This is a genomic window from Pseudoduganella albidiflava (assembly GCF_004322755.1).
Classification (GTDB): Bacteria; Pseudomonadota; Gammaproteobacteria; order Burkholderiales; family Burkholderiaceae_D; genus Rugamonas; species Rugamonas albidiflava.
This window is the reverse complement of record NZ_CP036401.1, coordinates 1,948,266-1,969,177: the sequence shown is the minus strand read 5'-3', so window position 1 is coordinate 1,969,177 and position 20,912 is coordinate 1,948,266. Positions and strand designations below refer to the sequence as shown.

Annotated in this window: 15 protein-coding genes; 9 read left to right on the top strand and 6 right to left on the bottom strand. The window is 67.8% G+C overall.

Annotation, left to right across the window (positions count from 1 at the left end; all coding sequences use genetic code 11):
• Window position 1: 1 nt before the first annotated feature.
• The 3 genes from EYF70_RS08465 to EYF70_RS08455 all read right to left on the bottom strand — a co-directional run bounded on the left by EYF70_RS08465 (window position 2) and on the right by EYF70_RS08455 (window position 2,747).
• Window positions 2-1,210 carry a cation:proton antiporter gene (locus EYF70_RS08465; protein WP_131145003.1) on the bottom strand — a complete coding sequence of 403 codons (1,209 nt, stop codon included), beginning with the start codon at window positions 1,208-1,210 and terminating at the stop codon, window positions 2-4.
• 414 nt (window positions 1,211-1,624) lie between these two features.
• On the bottom strand, window positions 1,625-2,428 hold the full coding sequence (locus EYF70_RS08460; RefSeq protein WP_165497593.1) for a ThuA domain-containing protein: 804 nt from the start codon (window positions 2,426-2,428) through the stop codon (window positions 1,625-1,627).
• 70 nt (window positions 2,429-2,498) lie between these two features.
• Window positions 2,499-2,747: a hypothetical protein gene (locus EYF70_RS08455; protein WP_229420757.1), complete on the bottom strand. Its 249-nt coding sequence runs from the start codon at window positions 2,745-2,747 to the stop codon at window positions 2,499-2,501.
• Window positions 2,748-2,916: 169 nt separating this feature from the next.
• On the opposite strand from EYF70_RS08455, the gene EYF70_RS08450 reads away from it, so the two are divergent.
• From EYF70_RS08450 to EYF70_RS08415, 8 genes are all read left to right on the top strand, one after another.
• Window positions 2,917-3,621 (top strand): hypothetical protein, encoded by a 705-nt coding sequence (locus tag EYF70_RS08450; RefSeq protein ID WP_131145001.1) that lies wholly within the window; start codon window positions 2,917-2,919, stop codon window positions 3,619-3,621.
• Between the two features lie 96 nt (window positions 3,622-3,717).
• Window positions 3,718-5,187, top strand: a complete 1,470-nt coding sequence (locus EYF70_RS08445) for an alkaline phosphatase (RefSeq protein WP_131145000.1) — start codon at window positions 3,718-3,720, stop codon at window positions 5,185-5,187.
• A gap of 75 nt (window positions 5,188-5,262) precedes the next feature.
• Entirely contained in the window at window positions 5,263-6,657 is a 1,395-nt protein-coding gene (locus EYF70_RS08440) for an alkaline phosphatase (RefSeq protein ID WP_371861731.1), read from the top strand.
• A 115-nt stretch (window positions 6,658-6,772) separates the two neighbouring features.
• Entirely contained in the window at window positions 6,773-7,525 is a 753-nt protein-coding gene (locus tag EYF70_RS08435; RefSeq protein WP_131144998.1) for a hypothetical protein, read from the top strand.
• A gap of 372 nt (window positions 7,526-7,897) precedes the next feature.
• The gene (locus EYF70_RS08430; RefSeq protein WP_131144997.1) at window positions 7,898-9,025 is read left to right on the top strand and encodes a lipase family protein; all 1,128 of its coding nucleotides are present in this window, start codon (window positions 7,898-7,900) and stop codon (window positions 9,023-9,025) included.
• A gap of 214 nt (window positions 9,026-9,239) precedes the next feature.
• Window positions 9,240-11,312, top strand: a complete 2,073-nt coding sequence (locus tag EYF70_RS08425) for a hypothetical protein (RefSeq protein WP_131144996.1) — start codon at window positions 9,240-9,242, stop codon at window positions 11,310-11,312.
• A gap of 275 nt (window positions 11,313-11,587) precedes the next feature.
• Window positions 11,588-12,553 carry an AAA family ATPase gene (locus EYF70_RS08420; protein ID WP_131144995.1) on the top strand — a complete coding sequence of 322 codons (966 nt, stop codon included), beginning with the start codon at window positions 11,588-11,590 and terminating at the stop codon, window positions 12,551-12,553.
• Window positions 12,550-16,215: an SAV_2336 N-terminal domain-related protein gene (locus tag EYF70_RS08415; RefSeq protein ID WP_131144994.1), complete on the top strand. Its 3,666-nt coding sequence runs from the start codon at window positions 12,550-12,552 to the stop codon at window positions 16,213-16,215. Before EYF70_RS08420 ends, EYF70_RS08415 begins: the two co-directional genes overlap by 4 nt.
• 10 nt (window positions 16,216-16,225) lie before the next feature.
• On the opposite strand, the gene EYF70_RS08410 is transcribed toward EYF70_RS08415, so the two are convergent.
• The 3 genes from EYF70_RS08410 to EYF70_RS08400 form a co-directional block, all read right to left on the bottom strand.
• Window positions 16,226-17,050, bottom strand: a complete 825-nt coding sequence (locus EYF70_RS08410; protein ID WP_131144993.1) for a sterol desaturase family protein — start codon at window positions 17,048-17,050, stop codon at window positions 16,226-16,228.
• 9 nt (window positions 17,051-17,059) lie between these two features.
• Window positions 17,060-17,800, bottom strand: a complete 741-nt coding sequence (locus tag EYF70_RS08405; RefSeq protein WP_131144992.1) for an FxDxF family PEP-CTERM protein — start codon at window positions 17,798-17,800, stop codon at window positions 17,060-17,062.
• Window positions 17,801-18,043: 243 nt separating this feature from the next.
• On the bottom strand, window positions 18,044-18,844 hold the full coding sequence (locus EYF70_RS08400) for a hypothetical protein (protein WP_131144991.1): 801 nt from the start codon (window positions 18,842-18,844) through the stop codon (window positions 18,044-18,046).
• A 166-nt stretch (window positions 18,845-19,010) separates the two neighbouring features.
• On the opposite strand from EYF70_RS08400, the gene EYF70_RS08395 reads away from it, so the two are divergent.
• On the top strand, window positions 19,011-20,855 hold the full coding sequence (locus EYF70_RS08395) for an AI-2E family transporter (protein ID WP_131144990.1): 1,845 nt from the start codon (window positions 19,011-19,013) through the stop codon (window positions 20,853-20,855).
• Window positions 20,856-20,912 lie beyond the last annotated feature (57 nt).

Here is a 20,912-nt window from a genome sequence, read left to right as displayed (position 1 = left end):
CCTATGAGCTGGCCTGGCCGGCCAGGCTGCGGTTGGCCGCCCGGTTCAGTTTCGGGTGCACCACGGGGATCGTCAGCATCGTGCTGCCCACCGCCATCAGCAGCAGCGCGGTGAACGTTTCGCTGGTGATGATGCCCTTGTCGAGCAGGATGTTGGCGAAGATGATCTCGATCAGGCCCTTGGTCTGCAGCAGCCAGCCGATGATCGACGCTTCGCCGCTCTTCCACTTCAGCGCCCTGCCTGCCAGGTGCGCGCCAGCCAGCTTGCCGCCGACCGATGCGAACAGCAGCAGGCCGGCGCCGAAGAACACCGCGTAGCCGCCCAGGTCCCATTTGGTCTTCAGGCCCGTGCTGAGGAAGAACACCGGCATCATCACCAGCAGCACGTTCTTGAACAGGTTGTCGAGTTCTTCCTGGCCGAACCAGTCGGCATCCATGACCACGCCGGCCAGGAAGGCGCCGACCATGAAGTGCAGGCCGGCCCAGTCGGCGCCGAAGCCGCAGGCCACCAGCCAGATCAGCGCCACGTACCAGCGGTCGCTCCGCCGCAGGCGCACCATCAGGCGGCGGTACAGCATCGTCAGCACCGTGAAGGCCAGCAGGAAGCCGACCTGGCGGCCCATGCGTTCCCAGTCGAGCATGATCACCGCCAGCACGCCCCAGATGGCCACGTCGTCCAGGCTGGCATAGCGCAGGATGCGCTGGCCCATTGGCTGGCGCAGGATATCGAGCTTTTCCATCAGCAGCACCAGCACCGGCAGCGCGGTTACGGCGCAGGCCATGCCGGTACCGAGCAGGAATTGCCAGGTCGCGGCCTTCGGGCCGATCCAGCCGGGATAGGCAAGCAGCAGCAGCGCGGCGCCACAGCCGCACAGCAGGGGCACGCCCAGCGACAGGCCGGCCGCGGTGGCGCTTTCGCGGCGGTATTGCCACACCTTCTTCAGGTCCAGCTCGATGCCGGCCAGCATCACGAACAGCATCACGCCCCACAGGGCGATGCCGTTCAGCGTCTTGACGACGTCGGGATTGAAGACGAAGGCGTGGTATTCGGGCAGCACGGCGCCCAGTACGCCGGGGCCCAGCACGACGCCCATGATGATCTGCACGATCGCCAGCGGGGCAAAATAATCGGTACGGCCGACGCGCCAGATCAGGAATGGCACGACGAAAATCATCAGCATCGCCAGCAAAAACACTTCGGTGGTGTTCATGGGTCTCCAGTCGTTATTTGTTATGTAATTACGTACTGTCGGGAATGGTAGCGGAGAGTCAATTTTTTTGAAAGCGATTTCATGGGATAGTGGTAGCGTTTCCACAACGGCCAGCGGGGATCGGGCGGGAGATTGTGCGAACTTCGTGGGGAGGATTGCCTGCGGCTGCAGGCATTGCGGCGATGGCTGGGGAGTTGCTGGCAGGAACTAAGTAGGTGATAGCACGCCGTCAAAGTAAATCAACCCCAAGTGCAGAGTCAGGGGTCTGACCCGACGGGTCAGACCCCGGCCCTTCGCTGCTGGGGTAAATGCATGCGCTCTCGATGTGCCGGGTATCGCTAACTCAACGGCATGGGGGCCTGAGCCCACTGTTCGGCGTTGGGGCGCACGCATCCGAAACCAACTGCTCCACGCCTACAGCCGCCCCACCGCCCACAGCACGCCCCGGGCGACCAGGTCGAGGTAGCGGGAATCGGCCATCACGGCTTCGTTGTGGGCCAGCGTGGTGCTGAACACGCGGGCGCGGCGAGGGCCGTAATGATGGGTCCAGGCCACCGTAAACCGTTTGTCCCGGTCCGCCGCGACCGGCGAGTCGGGCTGCACGCCATACAACACCGGTGTCACGCCGAACGTGGCCAGGTTGTTGTACAGCTCATCGCTGGCGGTGGTGTAGGGCTGGAAGCCGGTGGCGACCGGGTGGCCGGTTTCCGCCACCGTCAGCCGGATCGGAGATTGCGGACCATGGCCGCTGGACTGGATGCCGGTGAACTCGAACCAGCGCGCGTTGGCGGCGCCCGCCGTTACCGGATTGCGCCACTCGCCGGAGCGGAACGAGTGCATCGCGCAGTGCAGGTTCACGGCCGGCTTGCCCGCGCGGTGCGGCGCCAGCACGGCGTCCAGCGCGGCGGCGCTGTCTTCGTCGGCGGCGCATTCGTTGTGGATCACCACGTCGAAACCGTCCGCGTAGCGCGGGTTGCCGTAAACCGGCAGCGCGGGGCGGGTCGCCTGCTCGCCCGGCTTCGGATCGTGATACAGGTGGCTGACCTCCGCCGCCATGCGCTTCTTCAAGCCCTCTTCCAGCAGCTTGCGCTGCTGCGGATAGTCATGGCAGCAGCCGCCGCTGACGATCAGGATCTTCACCGGCCGGGCCGGTTCGGCGCGCGCCGGTGCGATGGCGACGATGGCTAGGGCAAGCGCGCCCGCGATGGATTTCAGCATGGCCTGTGCCTTCCTCGATGACAAACCTGCATAGTAAGGTGAAAGCAAGTGAACGCGGCCCGCCAACCGATCAATCGGACGATTTTCCGGCCGGGACCCCGCCATATTCCAGCGGCACCTTGCGCTCGTTCGGCCACTTCATGAAGGCGAACACCCACAGGAGCACGATGTTCACCACGGGAATCCATATCAGCAGCGATAGCACGCCCGGGTAGCCCGCCTTGGCCACGATGCGCCACACCGGCACGGCGACCACGCCGAACCAGAATATGAAGAAGATCAGATAGAAGAGTTGCTGAAACACGCTTGGCGCACCCATGGCGGTCCTTTCCCGTATTGCCCGGCGGATGCCCGGCACCGGCGCAAGCGTAGCACCGCAGGAATCAAAAAAAATGCACACTCTGTCACACTGCCTGGAATGTACGCTGCCTACAATGCACGTTACCTACGATCCAGGTACCGGCGGCGACAGCATCGCGGAGAACACCATGCATTCGGTTGAGAAAGACCATTCGGTCGAAAGACACTATATCGTTTCCTACCTGGCATTGCGCAACACGATCGGCTGGGTGGGCCTGCTGATGCCGCTGGCGGTGCGTGGCGGCGGCCTGCTGCTGGAGGGCATCCGCACCACCGATTCGATCAGCGCCTACTACTACACCAGCATGCGCGACATCTTCGTCGGCGCGACCGTGCTGACCGGCGCCCTGCTGGCGTGCTACCGCACACCGCGGCTGCTCGACAATATCGTCGCCACGGTGGCCGGCCTGGCGGCGATCGGCGCGGCGCTGTTCCCGATGGATCCCACGTATGCCGCGGAATTGCTGGCCCGCTATCCCGACCTGGGCACCCAGGCGCATTACTCGAACCACGGCATCCTCGGCTACCACCTGCTGTTCGCGATCACCTTCGCGGCCCTGTCGTTCTACCTGGTGTTCTTCCGCTTCGGCGCCGCGACACCGCCGGACAATCTCCAGGCGCTGCGACGCAAGGCGGTGTACAAGGTGTGCGGCGCCGTCATGCTGCTGTCGTTCGGGGCGATCGCCTTCATGGGCCTGGCGCTGGAAGGCCAGTCCGTGTTCTGGCCGGAAACGTGTGCGGTGGCCGCGTTCGGCGTGGCCTGGCTGGTCAACGGGCAGACGTTCCTGAAGGATGCGCCGCCCGGCGCGGCCCAGCCTTCCCTCCATCGGTAAGGCGCGCCGGTGGGCCCGCCAGCGCGGGCAGTACCGTCATCACGCGGTCATCTTGCATGGTTAAAGTGGCGTTTTTTACAACCGCCCACCCATCCCATGAACCGCAAGTCCCTCTTGATCGCCGGATTGACCACCGCACTGCTGGCCGCCTGCGGCAGCGACAGCGACAACGCCGCCGCCACCCCGACACCGACACCCACGCCGGGCATCGACGTGCCGCAGCCGAAGAACGTGATCTTCTTCCTCGGCGACGGCATGGGCATGACAACGATGACCGCAGCGCGCATCTACGCGGTCGGCGAGGACGGCGAGCTGACCATGGACACGCTGCCGGAAACGGCCTTCGTGAAGACCTTCTCGAACGATGCGCAGGTGACCGACAGCGCGCCGTCGATGGCGGCCTACATGACCGGCGTGAAGATGAACAATGAAGTCATCTCCATGTCGCAGAACACGAAGGCCGTCGATCCCGTCATCGATGCGGCCGGCAACAGGCTGGGCAACAACTGCGGCACCGGCAACGGTACGCCGGCCACCACGCTGCTGGAACTGGCCAAGGCGCAGGGCCTGGGCACCGGCGTGGTGTCCACCGCCCGCGTCACGCATGCCACGCCGGCGGCGACCTACAGCCACATCTGCCACCGCGACCTGGAAAACGACATCGCCGCGGCTCTCGTGCCGGGCGCCACGGGCTACAACAGCGCGCTGGGCAGCACTGGCCTGGATGTGATCATGGGCGGCGGCAGCCAATTCTTCAAGCCCGTCAAGGATGGCGGCCGGCGCGCCGACGGCCGCGACCTGGTCGCCGAGCTGAAGGCGAAGAACTACGCGGTGGCCGGCAATGCCGCCGAGTTCAGCGCGATCGACGGCACGAAGACCGACAAGCTGCTGGCACTGTTCACGTCCAGCCACATGAGCTACGACCTGGACCGCGACCCGGCGAAGGAACCGAGCCTGGCCGACATGACGACCAAGGCGATGGATGTGCTGGCCCGCAACGGCAAGGGTTACTTCCTGATGGTGGAAGCCGGCCGCATCGACCACGCGCTGCATGAAACCACGGCCAAGAAGGCGCTGCAGGACACGGTGGCCTTCGACAACGCCATCAAGGCGGCCATTGCGAAAGCAAAGGCCAGCGACCCGGAACTGAAGAACACGCTGATCGTCGTCACGGCCGACCATGACCACACGCTGGTGCTGAACGGCTATGCGAAACGCACCGGCAAGAGCGCGGCCGGCAATGCCGGCGTGCTGGGCGTGGTGAAGAACTACGTCACGGGCGAAGTGGACCGGGACCTGGATGGCGCGCCGTATTCGATCATCGGCTTCGGCAACGGCGAGCACCGCGTGCAGGCCAGCCGCGCCGGCCAGGCCGGACTGGACGACAACGCCACCAGCGCCAACACGTACCACCAGGAAGCGGCCGTGCGCATGGGCGTGGGCAGCGAAACGCATGGCGGCACCGACGTGTTCCTGGGCGCCATCGGCAAGGGCGCGGACACATTCTCGGGCACCATCGACAACACCAAAGTGTTCAGCCTGGTGAAGAACGCGGCCGGCCTGTAACCACGAACAATCCGATACGGAATCGAACACATGAAACGCACCCTGCTGAACCATAGTTTGCTAACACCTGCATTGCTGGCCCGTACCTTGCTGAGCACTGCGCTGGCACTTTCGTTCACCGCCGCCCACGCCGCCGGCGAAGCGAAAAACATCATCTTCTTCCTGGGCGACGGCATGGGCCCGTCCACCATCACCGCCGCGCGCATCTTCAAATACGGCGAGGACGGCAGCCTGACGATGGATACGCTGGAGCGCACCGCGCGCATCAAGACGTTCTCCAACGACGCGCAGACTACCGACAGCGCGCCCTCGATGGCCGCCTACATGACCGGCGTGAAGATGAACAACGAGGTCATTTCGATGTCGCCGGACACGGTGGCCACCAATCCGGGCCGCGATGCCAACGGCAACCTGGGCGTCAACAACTGCGCCGCGGGCAACGGCACGCCGGCCGTGACGATCCTGGAACTGGCCAAGGCCAAGGGCAAGGCTGTGGGCACGGTGACCACCACGGAACTGACGCACGCCACCCCGGCCACCGCCTGGTCGCACATCTGCAACCGCAACGCCCAGTATGCGATCGCGGCCCAGCTGGTGCCGGGCGGCGCCGGTTTCAACCCGGCGCTGGGCGATGGCGTGGACGTGCTGATGGGCGGCGGCCGCAACCACTTCACGCCGTTCGCGGCCGGCAGCAACGCCGCGGGACGCGCCGATGGCCGCAACCTGCTGGCCGAACTGGCGGCCAAGGGCTACACGGTGGCGGGCAGCAAGGCCGAGATGAACGCTGCCGCCCCGGGCAAGAAGTTCATCGGCCTGTACAGCAGCCGCAGCCACCTCGAATATGAACTGGACCGCACGGCCACGCCGCCGCTGGGCGAAGGCGCCAGCCAGCCCAGCCTGGCCGAGATGACCGTCAAGGCGATGGACCTGCTGGCGTCGAACACCAACGGCTACTTCCTGATGGTGGAAGGCGGCCGCATCGACCACGCGCTGCACGGCACCAACGCGAAGCGCGCGCTGACTGACACGATCGCCTTCGACGATGCCATCAAGGCCGCCCTGGCCAAGGCGAAGCAGAACGACCCCACGCTGGCCAATACGCTGATCGTCGTCACCGCCGACCACGATCACACGCTGGCGATCAACGGTTATGCCAAACGGGGCAATCCGATCCTGGACATCAACCGCGGCTACCGCGACAACCAGCCGGGCCGCGATGCCGACGGCAACACCTACACCACGCTGGTATTCGGCAATGGCCCGAACCGCCCCAACCTGCGCACCAGCCTGGACAGCGCCACCGTGCTGGCCGACAACTACCTGCAGGAGACGGGCGTGCGGCTGTCCAGCGAAACGCACGGCGGCGGCGACGTCAAGCTGTTCGCCACCGGCGCCGGCGCGAAGGCGTTCAAGGGCACGCTGGACAATACCAGGGTGTTCAGCCTGCTCCGGAGCGCTTCCGGCCTGTAGGATCGCCACGGCTGGGAGGCGGGCCTGGCCCGCTTCCCGCCGTTCACAAGAGTCATTCACAAGACCGCGTCAATCACCCCGCCTTGCATGGCGGTGTATCCCGGAGAACCATCCGATGAAATCGATTCTTTTGCTGGCCGGCGCCCTCGCCATGGCCGGCGGCGCCCATGCCGGCGCGGACCTCGACCTGCACATCACCCGCTACAGCAAGGTCGTCACCGCGGAAGGAGTGACGCGCGAAGCGCGATACGAGGAAACCATGCTGCGCCGCGCCGGCCACGTGTGGACCGCGCGCGTGCTGCCCGGTACCTCGCACGGCCACGGGCACGGCCATGAACAGGAACACGCCCACGAGGGCGGCCATCCGCCCGCACAGGGCAAGGCGCAGAAGGTGGCGGCAAGCAAGGTGGCGGCGCGCCAGAGTGTCGGCCACAAGCATTTCAATCCCGTAACGCTGCCGCGCCACGTGGCCATGGAAGACGGCAAGCTGCGCATGGCCTACGTGGATGCGCACGCGAAGGAAGTGATCGCCATTCCGCCGGGCGAATTCGACAACGTGGGCTTCGACGGCTCATGGGATCACGCCTATCACCTGCTCGATACGCAGGGCCTGCGGGCGATGGCGCCATCCCAGCGCCCTTCCCCCGTGCCCGGCGCGCGCTGGCGCGAGCGCGAGCGGGGCGGCCTGTACGAGCGCGTGCTGTGGGACGACAGGCGGCAGGTCCCGCTGGTGATCGAGAGCGGCGACAAGGCCGGCACCTTCTACACCCGCACCGAGCTGAAAGTGGCTGCGGGCGTCACGCGCGAACTGCCATGGCAGAAGCTGAAGGGCTATGCGCAGCGCGAGTACGCCGATTACCTGGACTGAGTCGACCGGAGCGCATGGGGCGTGCCCGCATGTGTTACTGCTGAGGTTACTGCTGAGGTTACTGCTGAGTCGCGGATCGGCAACGATCTCCGTCCGGCGTGCCGTCGAGGTTGCCAACCTGGCATCTGGACTGTCATAGTGCAAAGACAGGAAGCCCGCTCCTGAAGCGTTGCCGTGCCCGTCGCCACGGGGTTTCGGCGAAATGCGTGCCGTGACGTCGCCACGGGTTCTCGGCGAAATGCGTGCCGTGACGTCGCCACGGGGTTTCGGCGAAATGCGTGCCGTGACGTCGCCACGGGTTCTCGGCGAAATGCGTGCCGTGACGTCGCCACGGGGTTTTCGCGATCGCAGCATACGACCAGGAACAATGCGATGACCAGGAAGATTCTTTTCGTCCATGGAACCGGCGTGCGCGGCGCCAGTTTCGACCGGACGCTGTCGCTGATTGCCGCGAAGGTCCGGCAACACCTGCCCCGCTACGAAGTGGTCGGCTGCAACTGGGGCGATGCGTTCGGCGCGCGCCTGAACGCACACGGGTGCTCGATTCCCGGCTACAGCAGCGGCGCCGCCGCAGGGGCGGTCGAGGCCGCCGCGATGGCACGCTGGACACTGCTCAGCGAAGATCCGCTGCTCGAATTGCGCGTCACCGACCTGGCCGCGCCGCTCGGGCCGCCCCAGGGCCCCGTGGTCTGGCAACTGCTCGCGGATGCCGCCGAAGCACCGGCCGCGCTGGCATTGCTGTCCACCTGGGGGCTGGCGGCGCCATGGCCGGCATTCATCGGCGCGCTGGTCGCCGATCCCACGTGGGCCGGCACGATCCGGCTTCTCGGCGGCACGCGCGCGCAACTGTCGGCACCGGTGTCGCGGGCGGTCGTGGCCGCGTTCCTCGGCTGGCTCCGGCGAGCCGGCGAGCCCGGCATCACGGGCGCCCAGCGCGACGAACTGGTGCTCGCGTTGCAGGCGGCGCTGGGCGGCGCCGCGCTCGGCGTGCGCGACTGGTTCCTCGGCAAGCTCACCGATTTTGCCCTGCCGCGCCGTACCGCGCTGAACGACCGGACCGGCGCCGCGCTGGGCGACATCCTGCGCTACCAGGCGCGCGGCGAAGTGCTGCGCAACTTCATCGGCGACCAGGCCGCCAGGAGCGGCGCCAACGTGATCCTGGCCCACAGCCTCGGCGGCATTGCCGCCGTCGACTGGCTCGCCAGCGGCGCGCGCCAGATCGAGGCGCTCGTGACGGTCGGCTCGCAGGCGCCCTACTTCTATGAAATCGACGCGCTGGCCTCGCGCCCGTTCGGCGCCGGCCTGCCCGAGTTCTTCCCGCGCCGCTGGCTGAACTTCTACGACCCGCGCGATTTCCTGTCCTATGCGGGCCGCGAACTGTTCCCCGGCATCGCGCGCGACGTGGTGGTCGATAACGGGCAGCCCTTTCCGGAGTCGCACGGCGCATACTGGCGGAACGATGCGGAAGTGTGGCCGGAGATCGACCGGTTCCTGCCATGAAGCATCGATGGATTGCCGACGCTTTGCCGGTGCAGCGCTGAATACATGAGCGTTGGGAGCGCATGCATTCACCACAACAGCGAAAGGCTGGGGTCAGACCCACCGGGTCTGACCCCTGGGTTTGCACTTGGGGTGGACTGCCCCCCAGAGCTTGCACTTGGGGTAGGCTGAATCCACGCGGCATCAATCACCGCCGGGCAAGGGAGACCACCGCATGACCACGTTCGCCTGGATCGTTGCCATCGAAAGCTACGCGCCTGCCGCGGGCGACGGCGCGTCGATCGACATCGGCGAACCGATCGGGAAGCTGGCCGTGGAGCTGGCCACCACCATCGCACAACGCGACCCGGACGCCTGCGTGGTCCTGAGCAGTTCCCTGCCGGACACCGCGCAATACCGCCAACTGCTCGCGCAAGTACCGGAGCGGGTCCTGCGCACCGGCGCCAGCCAGCAGGCGCTGCAGGATGCCCTGTCCGCCCTGCGGGGCGAAGGTACCCTGCTGGTGTACTGGATCAGCCATGGCGTGATGGCGCGCGGCCGGCGCCTGCTGCTGTGCGCCGATTCGCGGATCGCCGACCTGCGCGCCATCGATGTCGATTCGCTCCTCACGCATTTACGCGGCGACGCCTATCCGCGCACCCAGATGGGGTTTTTCGATGCCTGCGCCCAGGTGGTGCCGGATCCCGCCGTGCTGTCGCTGGGCGGCTCGGGCGATTGCGATACGGAGCAGTATTTCTATTTTTCCGCCGCCGCGGCGCAGGTGGCGAGTGCCGACACGCAAACCACCGGCTTCTCACGCACGGTCGTTGCCGCGCTGAGCGATGGCGAACGGGCGTTTCCGCCACCGCCCGCCGAACTGTTCGCCGAACTGGGGCGCCGCTTCGACGCACTGCAGCTGTCGACGCGCGCGTTCCCGCTGCACTGGACCACCGGCTCCGGCACCGACTGGTCGAGCAAGGGCGGGGCGGATGACGCGGCGACGGCGCGCCATGCCGCCGCGGCGCGCTGCAGCGCGGGCGAATTCGAGCAGCTGCGCGTGGCAGCGGCAGGCTACCTTCCCGACCATGTACTGTGCGGCGCCTTGCGGGACGGCGGCATGGAACCGATGCTGGAGCTCCTGGCCGGCGCTGCCGACGACGAAGTACAGCTGCGCGGGCAACTGCTGTCCGACGCATGGGGCCGGCTGAAGCTGGCACGCGAGATCGAGGAGGTCTGCCAGGGCATCGGCCTGTCGTGGCGCGAGTGGCAAGACTTGCGCGACCAGGTCGTGGCGCTGGACAACCTGCCGGCCACCCCGCCGCCAGACAGTTTTCCCGCGCTCTTGTGCACCCTGCTCGACCAGGCAAAACCGCAGCGGGGCCTCGATTCGTGCATCCGCCTGCTGGCCCTGGCGGCACGGCGTGCCAGGCGCTCCGGCAAGGGCATCGCCGCCGGCTTCGAACAGGCGGCGCGTGCGCTGCCCCCGCTTGCCGGCCGCTGGACGCGCGCCGTGGCGCACCTGCCGCGCGCCGACAGCCGGGTGTTCCTGCTGATCGGCCTGCATCACGACGGCGCATCGCGCGCCCTGTCCATCGTGGGTTCGTGGCTTTACCTCGACCACGACATGGATACCGGCTGGCACGTCGCGCCGTCCGCCGGCACGCTGGTCGAGCAGGTCAACGAACTCATCCAGGTCGCCAAGGTGCGCCATCCCGAAAGCAAGCTGGTGGTGGAATTGCTGGCGCCGAACGACCTGCTGTGCAGCCCGCGCGCACTGTTCGAAATGACGGACAGCGAACTGGGCACGTGCACCTGGCTGGAGGCGCAGAGCATCTTCATCCTGCGCTGGCACGACCGCATGAAAGGTGCTGCCCGCTTCCAGCCCGGCACCTGGATGCAGCAGGCGGACCATATCGAGCGGTGCACCGCGAACACGCCCCAGCTGGACATCGGCTGGCTGGGCGATCCGCCGCAAGGCCACATCGTGGGGATTCCCTTCCCCGGTCCGGCACCGGACGATCTCGGGCGCAACCGCGCGGCCTTCTTCTCGGCCCTGCTGCGGGGCGCGCCATGGATGTGCTGGCCCCGCGAGGTGCACGACGACGAAGCGGCATTCAAGCAGCGGATCCGCGCCTTCGTGCGCGACCACGGCGCCCTGTGGCCCGGCCAGCCGCACCGCATCGCCGAAGCCTTGCAGCAGGCGCGCAGCAGCGGCACGGATCCCCTGCTGTGCAGCCTCTGGCTGTTCATCGACGATCCGAGGCGCAATCCGTATACCTGGACGTATCTGGAGACGGCACAGCGGTAGCGTTACCCGACACATTGAAAGCGCATGCGTTCACCCCAACAGCGAAGGGCTGGGGTCAGAAAGGAATGCTGGCCTGCATGCCAGCACCGTTCCGCAGGCGCGAAGCATGCTTCGCGAAACCCCTGCTTCACCCCGGCGGGGCGTAGCCGGGGTTTCAAGGAGCATCGCTCCTTGCCGGCGTAGCGGTACTGGCCTACCAGCCAGTACTCCACCCTGACCCCGGAATCTGCACTTGGGGTGGGCTAATCCAAGCGGCATTACCTTCGGGAGGCACCATGGCAATCTGGAAAATCTACGATCCGTCCGGCCAGCCGGCACCGCAGCAGGTCACGTTGCCGCCGGCGCCGCCGTGGCGCCAGCCGGGCAAGGGCCGCGACAGCGTGCTGGCCCGAACCTTCATTCCCGATCCGCTGCTGGTCGACGCGGTGAACTCGGCGCTTTACCTGCGCCGCCCGCTCCTGCTGACGGGCAAGCCGGGCACCGGCAAGAGCGCGCTGGTCCACTCGGTGGCGCGCCAGCTGGCACTCGGCCCCGTCATCGAATGGGCCGTCAACTCGCGCTCCACGCTCCAGGAGGGGCTGTATCAATACGATGCGCTGGCGCGGCTGCAGTACATCCAGCAAGTGAATGCGCGCATCCGCACAGCGGAACAGGAAGACGAAGCCGCCGAACTGGGCATGTTCCTGGCCCTGGGGCCGCTGGGCACCGCACTGGCCTCGCGGCACGCGCCGCGCGCCTTGCTGGTCGACGAAATCGACAAGAGCGATGTCGACTTGCCGAACGACCTGCTGAACGTGCTCGACACGGGCCACTTCGTGATTCCGGAGCTGAAGCGCGCGGCGGGCCGCCACCCGGTGGTGAGCATCGCCGCGCGCGATGGCGAACTGGTGGAAGTGCGCGGCGGCGAAATCACGTTCACGGAATATCCGTTCGTAGTAATGACCAGCAATGGCGAACGCGATTTTCCCGCGCCGTTCCTGCGGCGCTGCGTGCAGTGCCAGATTCCCGAACCGGGCGAACGGGAATTGCAGGACATCGTGGCCGCGCATTTCGCCGAAATGCCCCTGAACGCCGAGCTCCTCGAAGTCATCGCCGATTTCGTCAAGACGCGTGCCTCCGTGCCGCTGGCAACCGACCAGCTGCTCAACGCCATCTACCTGCTGGTCACGCCCGGCGCGGCGCTGCCCGTCGAGGAGCACAAGCGCATTCGCAAGACGCTGTTCCAGGGCCTGGGCGGATGAACACGTCGGACGCCGCCAGGCTGTGCCGGGCGCACCTGCAGGCGCTGGGCGCGGCCGATGCCACGCCACTGGCCGATGCGACGGCGCTGGCCGATGTCGTCTGGCTGGCGCTGCAGCTTGCGGCACGGGGAGCGGCCACCGGTGAAACGCCAGCCGCCGCCATTGCCGGCGAGGCGGGCAGCCCGGCACATGCGCCGCCGCCCGCGCCGGCCGGGAAGGATGACCCACAAAGACCGGCCCCGGGCGGTGCCGCGGGGCGCGATGCCGGCGACCAGTCCGTGCCGCTGTATGCGGCGCACCTGGGGCACGGCGCCGGCACGGTCGCCGCGTCGTTCGTCAGCGTGCCGGCCGGCGAAGCGCTGCCGCAGCGCCTCGCACTGGAACGGGCGCTCCGGCCATTCAAGCGCCGCCTGCCGTCACGCCAGCAGCGCGAGCTCGACCCGGTCGCGACAGCGGAGGCCAGCGCCGACTGGGATGCCATCACGCCCGTCTACCGGGCCACGCCGGAACGCTGGTTCGATGTCGCCCTGCTGGCCGAAGCCACCGACGCCATGCAGGCCTGGGACACCACGCTGGTCGAACTGCGGCGCACGCTGGCCCGCCACGGCGCCTTCCGTGGCGCCCGGCTGTGGCATTACACCATCCGCAACGGTGCGGTGGTGCTGGCCACGCACGGTAACGCGCTCGCCTCGCCGCGGCTGCTGGTCGATCCGCAGGGCCGCCGCCTGTGCTGGTTCGTCACCACGGGCACCTCGCCCATGTGGCGGCATGCCGCGCTGGCCGAACTGGTCGACATCCTCGGCCGCCACGGGCCCACCGCGATCGTCCAGCTGATGCCGCCGCATGCCTGGCCCCATACGCTGCTGGGCGATGCGAGCGAGGATGCCGTGGCGCGGGCCCCGGGCCTGCCCACCTCGCGCCTGCACCTGCGCCATCCCTTCACGGGCGAGCTCGAGCGCGCACCGGATGCCTGGACGGTTCCCGTCACCACGCTTGAACCGGCCGGCATGGCGGCCTGGGCGCGCTTCGCGATGGCGACGCGGCAGGTGTCGCATCCGGCGCTGCGGCTGCCCGCGCCGGCGACAGGCATGGTGCCGGCTCCACAGGCCACAGCAATGCCTCCGCCGCCGGGCCAGCGCATCGCCGCGTTCCGCGCGAATGCCTCGCCGCAGGCCTTCCAGCTGCTGCGGCTGCTGTCCGGCATGCCGCTGAGCCTGCCGATCATGCGCCTGATGCAGATGGGCATGGCCGACCGCGCCCAGGTCCACCTGGCCGAGATCCTGCTGAGCGGGTTGATCGAGCGGGTTTCCCCGGCCGATGCGGCGATCCCGGCGGAGCAGGTCGAATATGATTTCGCCCCCGGCGTGCGGGCCGAGCTGCTCGACAGCCTGAGCATCGGCGAGGAAAACCGCATCGACACCTCGCTGCAGCTGATCGCCGACCAGGCGCGCCGGTACGTGGAAACGCATGCCGGCGGTGCCGACCGCGCTTTCGCCGCTCTGGCGCCGGATACCGCCGGGCAGGAACGCCTGCTCCAGCACGCCAGGGCATTCCTGCGGGTCGGGCGCGACTTCCGGCCGCTGCGGGACAGGGCCGCCCATGGCAACGAAGAAAGCGACGAGGACCTGTCAGCCGCGCCTGTCGCACGGCCAGCGGCGCTGGAACAGCCGGTCGCCTATCCGGTACAGCCGGTGGAGGACCCGGCGTGGCCGGCCGCCGGCACGTTCCTCTCCGAAGTCCAGGTGTGGCAACATGTGCTGGCGCTGCACCCGCCCACCGGTGACGCCGGGCTTCGCTGCCTGCTGTTCTTTTCCACGCGAAAGCAGCACACCTGGCTGGTGGCGTCGGACGATCTGCTGCACTTCATCCTCGACGACGAGAATACCCGGCGCAAGGGACGCCTGCTGCAGCGCACGGTGAGCTGGCTGGACGCACTGCCGGTGGCGGTGGAAGCCGTGGCGGCGGACCATGGCGTCGTACGGTTCGGCCATGGCGAAAGCCGCGGCTGGTACTACAGCCCTTCCCTGTTCGGCCCGGAAAGCGAGCTGCGGACGCGCATCCTCGACCTCCTGCCCGGCGGGAGGCACGGGCCGCTGATCCAGCTAATGGAACTGGCACACAAGTATGAAAGGATCCGCGCCGACCTCAGTCCCGGCGGGACGCGGACCCGGGCGTTGCAGGGAGTCGTCATCGACATGGCCAGCATCGCGCCGCTGTCGAAAGCCCTGGTCGACCGGGCGGTGCAGAAGGATTCGCCGGGCATCCAGCTGCTCGCCATCGTCAACCTGCAACGCCGGTTCGACACGGCGCACATCGACTGGCTGTTCGGGCAAGTAAGGCGCGCCCATGCCTTCCTGGGGTACCAGGCGGCGCGGGCGCTGTACAACGCCGTCGCCGCGGGTCGCATCGACGAGCCGTCGCGCCTGCACCGCAAGGTGGAGGAAACCAGGCAACACCTGCTGGACGCGCGGCTGGACGACGAGGGTATCCACCGCGTGCTCGACGATATCGCGGCGCTGTGCCAACCCGTCGACGCGGTGCCGGCCGAGGCAGCGGCGGTGGAAAGCTGCCGGATCTTCCTGTGCGGCGTGCAGGGCAGCCACGACAGCAACCGGGCGCGCATCGCGGAGGTGCTGAAGCTGCACGGGCACGAAGTGCTGGAAGAGCCGGTACGGCGCGATACGCCCTTCATCCGGGAATCGTCCGGCCGGATGGAAAGCAGCGACCTGGTCGTGCTGGTCGTCGACCGGGAATTCGGGCTCACGATCTTCGATCTAAGGCAGAATCCGGAGAACCTGCCGCTGCAGGAACTGCAATATGACCAGGCAACCCGGCTGGGCAAACCGGTGCTGGTCTTCATCCAGCGGGAATGGTTTCATTTGCTCGACACTACCGCCCGCAAGCAATTTCGCGACAAATCGTTCCATCACGAAGCGGTGCATTTCTTCCAGGATGCCGATGCACTGGAGGGTATCGTGCTCCAGGCGATACGCGATGCCAGGGCCGAACGGAACGCTCCGCCCGCGGTGATGACCGTCCTGGTGTGCGGCACCGTCCGCCCGGAGCCGGAACTCCCCGGCAATATCCGGCGCGCGTGCCGGCTTCTGGGCGAGTCGCTGGCGACTCATGGCTTCGGCCTCGTCACCGGCATCTGGCAGGGGGTCAACCGGATGACGGCGCGCCATTTCGCCGCCCGCCTCGGCGAGATGGGCGTGCCGCTCGCGCAGCGCCTGCGGCAGGTCGCGGAAGAAGGAACGGTTGCCCAGTTCGAGGCCGGGACCATTGCCAGGGTGCCTGCCGGGCAGGTGCTGGAGCACCTTGCCGCAAACGCGAAGGCGGTGGTGGCGATCGGCGGACGGGGTGGCACCGCGACGGCGGTGCGCGTCGCAGCCAGCCGCGGGGCATTCGTCCTGCCCTTGGGCTATACCGGTGGCACCGCCGCACACCTCTACGAGGAACTGCGTGCGAGACAGGTCGCCCCCGCGCCCGAGCCGGATGGTGACGCGGCCATGCCGGGCATTGCCGATCTCCGCCTGAGCGACAGCGAACTTCAGGCGCTGGGCGGTGCCGAGGGCGCCGCGGCCGCCGTGGACATCCTGCTGCGCATCCGCAGCGAGCGCCGTGAAGCGCCTTGGGGCACCACTTTCCCGGGGCCGGCGTGACAGCGAGCGGTCAGCCGCCAGCCCGCGCGGCCCTGTCGCCCGGCAGCAGCGGCTCCAGCAACTGCCCGCCCAGTGATGGCGCCTGCGGCGTATCGGTGCCTACCTCGGCCGGCCAGTGGCGCGGCAGGTAGTGGCTGCCGAACAGCCGGTCCAGCACCGGCAGCGTGGAAGCGTAGTTGCGGTTGATGTGGTCGCGGCGGCTGTGGTGCCAGTGGTGGAACGCCGGCGTCGTGACGAGCCATTCGAGCGGGCCGAGCCGCCAGCGCACGTTGGCGTGGATGAAGAAGCCCCACAGCGTGCCCGCCACCAGCAGCAGCGCCGGCGTGCCGCTGCCCGCCATGCCGGGGCTGGCCAGGCCCAGCAGGTACAGCGGCACCAGGCCGAACAGGCGCGTGACGACCATGTCGACCGGATGCGAGCGCGTATTGGCGAGGAAGTGCATGTGTTCGGTACTGTGGTGCAGCGCATGGAAGCGCCACAGCCAGGGCAGCTCGTGGCTGAGCCGGTGGCCCCAGTAAAACCCGGTTTCGGCGATGACGAACGCCAGCGCGATGCGCGCGGCTGCCGGCAAGCGCCCGATCGCCTCGATCAGCGCGGCAGGCACGACGTGCTGGGCGGCGGCGGCCAGCAGCGCCATCGGCGCGGCCAGCACGACGACGGGCACCAGGCTGCTGATCACGAAGTACGCGAGGTCGTGCAGCCGCTGGCGCCGGGTGCGCGCGGGATGGCGCGCGCCGAACCACCGTTCCAGCGGGACGAACAGCGCCGTCAGCAGCGCCAGCCAGACGAACAGGCGCAGCGCCGTGACGGCGATCTCGTTCAGCAGTGCCGGCATGGAAAAAGCTTACGCGGTTTTCTTGCCGCGGCGGCGCGCCGCGAATCCGACCAGGCCGAGGCCGCCCAGCAGCATGCCCCACGTGGCCGGTTCCGGCACGGCCGATACCAGCGATACGCCATCGAGCAGCAGGAATGGCGGCGCGCCCGGGGCGGTGCCCTTGGCCAGGAACGACAGCACCTGGCTGGCGCCGTCCGCCGTGAACGTCATCGTCGCGGTTTTCCAGCCGCTGAAGCCGCCGTTGGCGATCGACAGCGCCGTGCTGTCCTGGCTGGTGCCGCCGAAGCCGACCTGCCAGTAGTTGTCGGCGTTGGCGCCATCGAAACCAACCTGCTGTGCCAGCGCGTAGTCGAAGGTCAGCGTGTACGCGCTGCCAATGGCCAGGCCGCTCACGGTCTGCGACAGCACGCCGGGGTGGTACTGCGAATCGGAGGCGAAGAAGTTGCCGTGTCCGTCGAGCGGGTCGTAGCCGTTGCCGCTGCCCTTCAGCCAGATCGCCGAATCCCAGGTGGGGGCGGTTTTGCTGTCCAGCACGAAGTTGTAGCCGCCATCGCGGCCATTGCTGCTGGTCCAGCCGGCCAGCGTGGTACGGTCGGCTGCCGTGGTCGGCTTGGCGGAAAGCTGCTTGTTGCTACCGTTGGTGGTTTGCTCGAAGTTGCCGTTGGCAACCAGATTGGTGGCCGCGTGGGCGAAGCCGGTACCCAGCGTGGCGATGGCAACGACGGACAGCAGGGCGGATTTGATGCGCATGAGGCGAACTCCAGTAATGGCGGATAGTGGAAGGAAACTGCCGGCGATGTCTGGGCCGACGACAGCTCGACGGACACTTTCTGCCGAACTGGGGGAATGCTGATTGTTGTATTTGGTTAACAACAATTGCATAAGGAAATTATATCAGCAAATCCGGCGTTGTAACCATTTGTCCAGAACATTCATGCAACGGGGGTTCGCAGTCGCAACGCTGGCGCCGCTGCGACTGTCCCGTGCCACGCACTACTTCCGGTCAGGCATTGCCGCCACCATGCGGTCGCAGTCGGCCGCTTCCTGTTTCTTTTGCGCGCCGATGCCCAGGCCGGCCATCCACTGCGTGAGCGCCGCGATTTCCTCGCCGGCGAACTGCTTCGGGTCGTGCCCGCCGCGGACGAACACCAGCGCGCCCCGATCCAGCGCATCCTTGCGCGGGGCTTCCCAGGCTTTCACGGCCGCGCGGTACCGGTTGGCCCCGGCGGGGAAACGCTTGACGCACTCGTCCATCGTGGCCTGCAGCAGGTCGCGCCGCACCATCAGGCGCAGGTCGGCGCTTTCCGCCGCGGTCATCGGCTTGGGCGCGGGCTGCGGCGCCGTCTGGACAACGCCGTCTCCCGGCACGACCGGCGAAGCCAGCGCGGCCTCCACCTGGGCATAGAACGATTTCGGCGTGTCGTAGTAGATGTTGGCCCGGCCGACGCGTTTGCCATGGTGGAAGACAGCCTGCTCGGGCACGCCGTAGACCTGCATTACCTTGCCGAAATCCGGGATCTCGCGCCACGGCGCGTACTGCACCCGGGCAAACGCGAACTTGCTGCCGGCCGGGGCGGCCGCCATCTTGTCGAACTTCTTGTCCGCGTCGATGCAGTAGCCGCACTTGCGGTCCGGCGACGTCACCTGGACGATGGCATATTCGTGGCGCGCAACGAAGTCCGCCACTTCCGACGGCTTCAGTTCCGTGACCTGTGCCGCGCCCGCGGCGGTGGACAACAATACCGCCCCGAACGGTGCCACCCGGGCGACCGTTTTTACCAAGAATTTCACCATGACTCCCCTCTTGCAAGTAAACGTTATATAAATAACAATTATATAATGCGGCCGCGATGCGGACACCCCTGCTCCGACGGGCCGAAGTGCACTATCATCCGGCAATGTTCAACTCGTCCATTCGGCTGTCCGGCAGCGGCCGGATCGTCAACCACGCCGGTTTTCCATGTTCTTGAAACGCCCCACCAACATCCTCCTTACGGTCACCTGCGCGATCGCGCTGCTGCATTTCGGCCGCGAAGTGCTGCAACCGATCACGCTGGCGCTGGTGCTCAGCCTGGCGCTGGCGCCGCTGATCCGCGCCATTGTCGGGCTCGGTATCTCGCGCACCGTCGCCACCTTCATCGCGCTGGGCCTGTCGATCTCGGCCCTGGCCGGCGCCGGCGTGGTGCTGGTCGCCCAGCTGTACGGCTTGACGGCCGACCTGCCGCAATACCGCGCCGAGATCCGCGCCAAGCTGAAGGAAGTGCAGGTGCTCACCGAGCAGCCGCTGGCCCGCCTGCCGACCGAGCTGCTGGAAGGCGTGCCCGGCGCGACGGCAAGCGGCACCTCGCTGCGCTCGCGCCGCGGCACCACGCAGCCGGTGCCGGTGGTGATCCGCGAGCCGACGTCCACGCAGGATTCGCTGACCCGGGCCATCGGCGTGGTGTCCGGGCCGCTGGGCACCGTCGGCCTCGTGCTGGTGCTGCTGGTGTTCGTCCTGCTCGACCAGGAAAACCTGCGCGACCGGCTGGTGCGCCTGGCCGGGCAGCGCGAAGTGAGCCGCACGCTGAAGGGGCTGGAAGACGCGGCGCACGGCGTGTCGCGCTTCTTCTTTTCCCAGTTCATCGTCAACATCGTGTTCGGCGCCGTCATCGGCGTGGTCTTGTGGCTGCTGGGGATTCCGCACGCGGTGCTGTGGGCGGCACTGTGCGCCGTGCTGCGCTTCGTGCCCTATATCGGCGCGCTGATCGCCGGCGGCGCGATCGCGCTGTTCGCCGCCGCGGTCGATCCGGGCTGGACGCTCGCGCTGGTGGCGCTGGCGCTGTTCGTGGCGCTGGAAGTGGTGCTGGCGTACGTGATCGAGCCTCGCGTGTACGGGCACAGCTCGGGCATGTCGGCGCTGGCGGTGATCGTGTCGGCGCTGTTCTGGAGCGCCGTGTGGGGGCCGGTGGGCTTGCTGCTGTCCACGCCGCTGACGCTGTGCCTGGTCGTGGCGGGCCGCTACATCAAGGGCCTGGAACCGGTGACCATCCTGCTGGCCGAGATACCGGACGCCAGCGCCGCGCAGCGCTTCTTCCACCGGGCGCTGTCCGGCGACGCGGCCGCGATCATCGCCGATGCCCGCGTGTTCCTGCGCAAGTCGACGCTGGCGCGCTACTGCGACCAGGTCGTGCTGCCCGGCCTGGCCCTGGCCATCGGCGACCTGCGCGGCGGGCGGACCGACAAGGTGCAGGAAGAACGCCTGCGCTCGACCATCGCGCTGGTGGCCGACACGCTGGCCGCCGGCAAGCACACCGGGCGGGCACGCCGCCTGACCGTGTCGATGCTCAACGAGAGCATCGGCGCGCACCTGCGGCGCCGGCGCGAGGAACAGCTGGGCCGCTGGCAAGGCTCGCTCGACGTGCCGGCACGGTCGATCGTGCTGAGCGTGGGGTTCTCCAACATCCGCGAGGAATTCCGCAGCGAGCTGCTGGTGCTGGCGCTGCGCGAAGCGGGCATCGATGCGCGCAGCATCATGCTGGACGACGGGGACGACGAAGCGCGGCCGGATGCCGAGCACCTGGTGTCGACGGTGTTCGTGGTCTACCCGATCGACACCCCGTTCGAGGCATGGAACGAGGCGATCGACGCATTGCGCGAAAACCTGCCCGACGTGCCGCTGGTGACGATCCGGCCGCGCGAGGACGGGGCGGCCGATGCCGCGCTGGTGGCCGGGCGCGTGGACATGGTGCTGCAATCGTTCGAGGAAGCGCTGGCCTTCGTGGCGCCGGTGAAGGAAGCCAAGGCGGCGAAGGCGGCCGCGCGCTGACATCGACAGGTGATCCTGGCTGCGGATCTCGGCCGGGGGCCCAGCCAGCGACATGGG

Coding starts and splice junctions, on each gene's coding strand:
- EYF70_RS08465 (WP_131145003.1), bottom strand. CDS start 1,210: ATGAACACCACCGAAGTGTTTTTGCTGGCGATGCTGATGATTTTCGTC.
- EYF70_RS08460 (WP_165497593.1), bottom strand. CDS start 2,428: ATGCTGAAATCCATCGCGGGCGCGCTTGCCCTAGCCATCGTCGCCATC.
- EYF70_RS08455 (WP_229420757.1), bottom strand. CDS start 2,747: ATGGGTGCGCCAAGCGTGTTTCAGCAACTCTTCTATCTGATCTTCTTC.
- EYF70_RS08450 (WP_131145001.1), top strand. CDS start 2,917: ATGCATTCGGTTGAGAAAGACCATTCGGTCGAAAGACACTATATCGTT.
- EYF70_RS08445 (WP_131145000.1), top strand. CDS start 3,718: ATGAACCGCAAGTCCCTCTTGATCGCCGGATTGACCACCGCACTGCTG.
- EYF70_RS08435 (WP_131144998.1), top strand. CDS start 6,773: ATGAAATCGATTCTTTTGCTGGCCGGCGCCCTCGCCATGGCCGGCGGC.
- EYF70_RS08430 (WP_131144997.1), top strand. CDS start 7,898: ATGACCAGGAAGATTCTTTTCGTCCATGGAACCGGCGTGCGCGGCGCC.
- EYF70_RS08425 (WP_131144996.1), top strand. CDS start 9,240: ATGACCACGTTCGCCTGGATCGTTGCCATCGAAAGCTACGCGCCTGCC.
- EYF70_RS08420 (WP_131144995.1), top strand. CDS start 11,588: ATGGCAATCTGGAAAATCTACGATCCGTCCGGCCAGCCGGCACCGCAG.
- EYF70_RS08415 (WP_131144994.1), top strand. CDS start 12,550: ATGAACACGTCGGACGCCGCCAGGCTGTGCCGGGCGCACCTGCAGGCG.
- EYF70_RS08410 (WP_131144993.1), bottom strand. CDS start 17,050: ATGCCGGCACTGCTGAACGAGATCGCCGTCACGGCGCTGCGCCTGTTC.
- EYF70_RS08405 (WP_131144992.1), bottom strand. CDS start 17,800: ATGCGCATCAAATCCGCCCTGCTGTCCGTCGTTGCCATCGCCACGCTG.
- EYF70_RS08400 (WP_131144991.1), bottom strand. CDS start 18,844: ATGGTGAAATTCTTGGTAAAAACGGTCGCCCGGGTGGCACCGTTCGGG.
- EYF70_RS08395 (WP_131144990.1), top strand. CDS start 19,011: ATGTTCTTGAAACGCCCCACCAACATCCTCCTTACGGTCACCTGCGCG.